Source organism: Desulfofundulus sp. (assembly GCF_049701015.1).
Classification (GTDB): domain Bacteria; phylum Bacillota; class Desulfotomaculia; order Desulfotomaculales; family Desulfovirgulaceae; genus Desulfofundulus.
Genome location: NZ_JBNATZ010000209.1, coordinates 1 through 3,430 on the forward strand (window position 1 = coordinate 1; position 3,430 = coordinate 3,430).

Consider the following 3,430-nt stretch of genomic DNA (forward strand, 5'->3'; position numbering starts at 1 on the left):
CAGCGGCCAGGGTTGATGGGGATTGCGTCAGAAGTAAAGCATTCCATCCAGGGTGCGGCAGCAGCTTCCGCCCTCTCCTTTGCTTTATTAACCCAGGTCAGATCCTCTCTCTTTGGAACCCTGGCTTTAACTGCTTCCAGGAGCTGTTTGGCCACAGGCCCGGCTCCGCCCACGATACCAATTTCTGCGGGGGCATTATACCCGATCATTGTTATATCAGGATGTACCTGGATCAGCTTGGCCTCTTTATTAATGAGTGGAGGACGTGCTTTTCCTATCCGGTAATTGTTCTCGACGCAGAGCATGAGGACGACATTAGCTGCGGGGAGGGCGGCTGTACCGATTCTGAATAGTGGGTTTGTTTCTTCATTGGCAAAGAGGCCACGGCACATGGTCTGGACCGATACGGGAATTTTCAAATAATCGGCTAGTTCGGCGATCGCTTCTCCATATTTTGCGCTGAATCTGGCAGTATCACCGATTACCATGACAGGTCTTTGGGCTGAAACCAGGAGATCGGCTGCTTTTTCTATCAAGTCTGGTTCTCCGAAAGGTACGGCATCTGTCCGATATTTTTCGGGGTAATAGACATCTTCTTCTTCAACAAAATTGGTTACCAGAACGTCCATCGGGCATTCCAGGTAGACTGGACCTGGGGTGGCGTCGAGGGCATGTCTGAAAGCCATAGAGACATATTCAGGTATGCGTTCGGTGTGATAGATCTTACGTGCCCATTTGGTGGCTGTCGCCATCATTTCCAGGGTGTTCAGATCCTGAAGCGGCCCTGTATCGTTTTCACGCACATTGGAAGCTCCACCGATATGAATTACTGGGACTCCTTGAAGCTTGGCTTCTGCCATTGCCGTGAGAGTATCGGTGACGCCTGGCCCTGCCGTGGTCACAATGACTCCAGGTTTTCCCGTCACGCGGGCATAGGCATCGGCTGCGTAAGCGCCGGCACATTCATGCCTGACGTCGATCACTTTAATGCCTTCTTCCCGGCAGCCGTAAAAGATCGGCATAATATGCCCGCCGGCAAGGCAAAAGATGCAATCAACCCCTTCCTTTTTGAGAGCCCTTGCAAACAACCTTCCTCCATCTACTTTAGCCATTTTTAGACCTCCTCATGTGCTTTGATTTTTTAATTTTTAAAAGACGGATTCTTGCTGTCTGGAGTTTATCCTCCAGCAAAAGGAACAACAAACCAGATCTCCTTTAAACTGCTGACATCAATGTTAAGATCATCCAGGCGCTTGCCTGATGCATTCCCCACCCTGACAAGTTTATGGTTGAGAAGTCCTTCCTTGCTCTTGTAGTCTTTGTTGATCTTGTGGGCGTATCTGGTGGTAATCCTTTTTTCAAGGTCGCCCAGAGTTTCATGTGGCCCTATATCGAAATCCTCATCAAAGAAATCCCCATTTATTAGTCCACAAAAATGCACTTTAATTTTCGGCATAGAGATCACCTATGACAAAGTCCAGCCCCAATTCACGCAGCTTTTCTTTTGAGGGCTTCCCGTCTTCTTCCCAGCCGCGCAGCTGGTAGTATTCTTTTAGCTGGTCATCGAGATTGGGGACATATCCTTCGTTGGGACCGCCTTCTGTTGATGTTAAAATCCTCTTGGGGAGTATGTCATCCTTTCGGGTGATCCCCAACCGGTTATTAAATGCCCTTTGGAGATTGAAAATTCTCTCCCCCATCTTTAAAACGGTTTGGGCGTCATAATCGATTCCTGTTGCCACAGAAAGCGCCTTGGCCAGATCGCTGGGACCCACGCCATAGGTCATGAAGTAGCAAACTATGGATGATTGTACAACACTGTCGTAATCTTGCACGATCTTTGCCAGGAAACCTTTTCCGGTTAATGCATGGGCATCCTGAGGCTCGGTGAGCCCTGCTTCCGGCATTACACCTCTACCGTCATAGCCTCCAACATAGCCGTGCAGGTGACAGGCACCCCGTGGAGATGTGGCATAGGTTGCAGCGTAGCCGAAAAATGCCCGGGGATCGTGCATCGGCAATTCTAACCCTTTGACGTGTATTGCGAATTCTTCAGCACCACGTCCCAGGACTTCGGCAGCTTTCCGTACCCCTTGCCCCAACAGCGCTCCAATGCCTTCCTGTTTGGCGATTTTCTTGACAAGGGTCACAATAGCCTCTGCGTTGCCCCATGTCAACTCAATTCCGTCTGTATCCTTATGAGTGATGATGCCTTTTTCAAAGGCTTCCATGGCGAAGGCAATAGCTGAACCTGTGGAGATGCTGTCCAGGCCATATTCATTGCAGAGCATATTGGCGTATGCAATGGACTCGAGGTTGTCGTTTAGACACAATGACCCAAATGCTCCCAGTGCCTCATATTCGGGTCCCTCGCCCTTCATTGCATAAGGCCCCTCTTCGATCTCTACGTAGCGTGCGCAATGAATCGGGCAGGCGTGACAGGGGGAAGAATGTTTTCTAAGGATTGTTCGAGCCATGGTGACGCCGCTGATTTTTGAGTAACCATCCCAGGTGCCGAGTTTCCAGTTCTTTGTTGGGGCATCTCCCGTCTGAAGTGCTGCGGCCATTGCCACGCCGGTTCCATAAGTCTTTAAGGAATTGGTGACAGGCTGTTCGTTGATCTTCCTCGTTATTTCTCTAACTACTTCTTTCCACTTCTCCTCATCAGAGACTGCAGGTTCTTTATCTCCGTAAACAAAGATAGCTTTTAGCTTTTTAGAACCCATGAGAGCGCCGGCACCGCCGCGCCCTGCTGCTCGTGTGGTGTCCCCCATAATATTGGCGATTTTTATGAGTTTTTCTCCCGCAGGTCCAATTGCGCAGCAGCTTCCGCGGGATAGACCGCTCTGTGTGAATATATCTCGGACGGTTTCGGAAACAACTCTGCCCCAGAGTGCTGATGCATCTTTTAATTGAATATCATCGTTGTTAATGTAGAGGTAAACGGGTTTGGGAGATTTCCCTTCGATTATTATGGCATCCAATCCCGCGCGCTTCAGATTATAGCTGAATTTTCCGGACCAGACGGAGTCAAGCCAGATTCCTGTTAATGGAGAGCGACAGGCCACACAGCATCTCCCTGATGTTGGGAAATGCCTCCCGTTTAAGGGACCTGCTGCAAAGAAAAGCTTGTTGTTTTCACTGAAAGCGTCTTCATCGGGGGGGATTTCCTTGTAAAGATAGCGTGCTGCTAAACCAGAGCCTCCCAGATAATCACGCAAGTAATCTTCAGGAATCTTTTCTTTAGTGATCTTACCTGAAGTGAGGTTTACCCTTAACAGATTGCCGGTAAATCCATACATTTCCAATTTTCACCTCGTTTGCTTAATTGGGCAGTGATTCAGCAATCCTGATAACACTTTTTGCGACCTCGACAGCGTTTTGCCCTGTGATGATTATTGCCCCTTCTCTTGCAAACCCCCCTTCAGTG

General features: G+C 49.2%; 3 protein-coding genes. All 3 read right to left on the bottom strand.

The annotated features are described in order from the left end of the window. Positions 1-1,112, bottom strand: a 1,112-nt coding sequence (locus ACPLUI_RS11565) for a thiamine pyrophosphate-binding protein (protein WP_424660415.1), incomplete at its 3' end; no start/stop codon positions are given. Between the two features lie 65 nt (positions 1,113-1,177). Continuing rightward, the gene (locus ACPLUI_RS11570; RefSeq protein WP_424660416.1) at positions 1,178-1,456 is read right to left on the bottom strand and encodes a hypothetical protein; all 279 of its coding nucleotides are present in this window, start codon (positions 1,454-1,456) and stop codon (positions 1,178-1,180) included. Beyond that, on the bottom strand, positions 1,443-3,302 hold the full coding sequence (locus tag ACPLUI_RS11575; protein ID WP_424660417.1) for an aldehyde ferredoxin oxidoreductase family protein: 1,860 nt from the start codon (positions 3,300-3,302) through the stop codon (positions 1,443-1,445). The genes ACPLUI_RS11570 and ACPLUI_RS11575 overlap by 14 nt, the downstream gene beginning before the upstream one ends. Positions 3,303-3,430: the final 128 nt, after the last annotated feature.

Bases quoted from the DNA above. Each gene is read 5' to 3' on its own strand.
- ACPLUI_RS11570 (WP_424660416.1), bottom strand. From the start codon at position 1,456: ATGCCGAAAATTAAAGTGCATTTTTGTGGACTAATAAATGGGGATTTC.
- ACPLUI_RS11575 (WP_424660417.1), bottom strand. From the start codon at position 3,302: ATGTATGGATTTACCGGCAATCTGTTAAGGGTAAACCTCACTTCAGGT.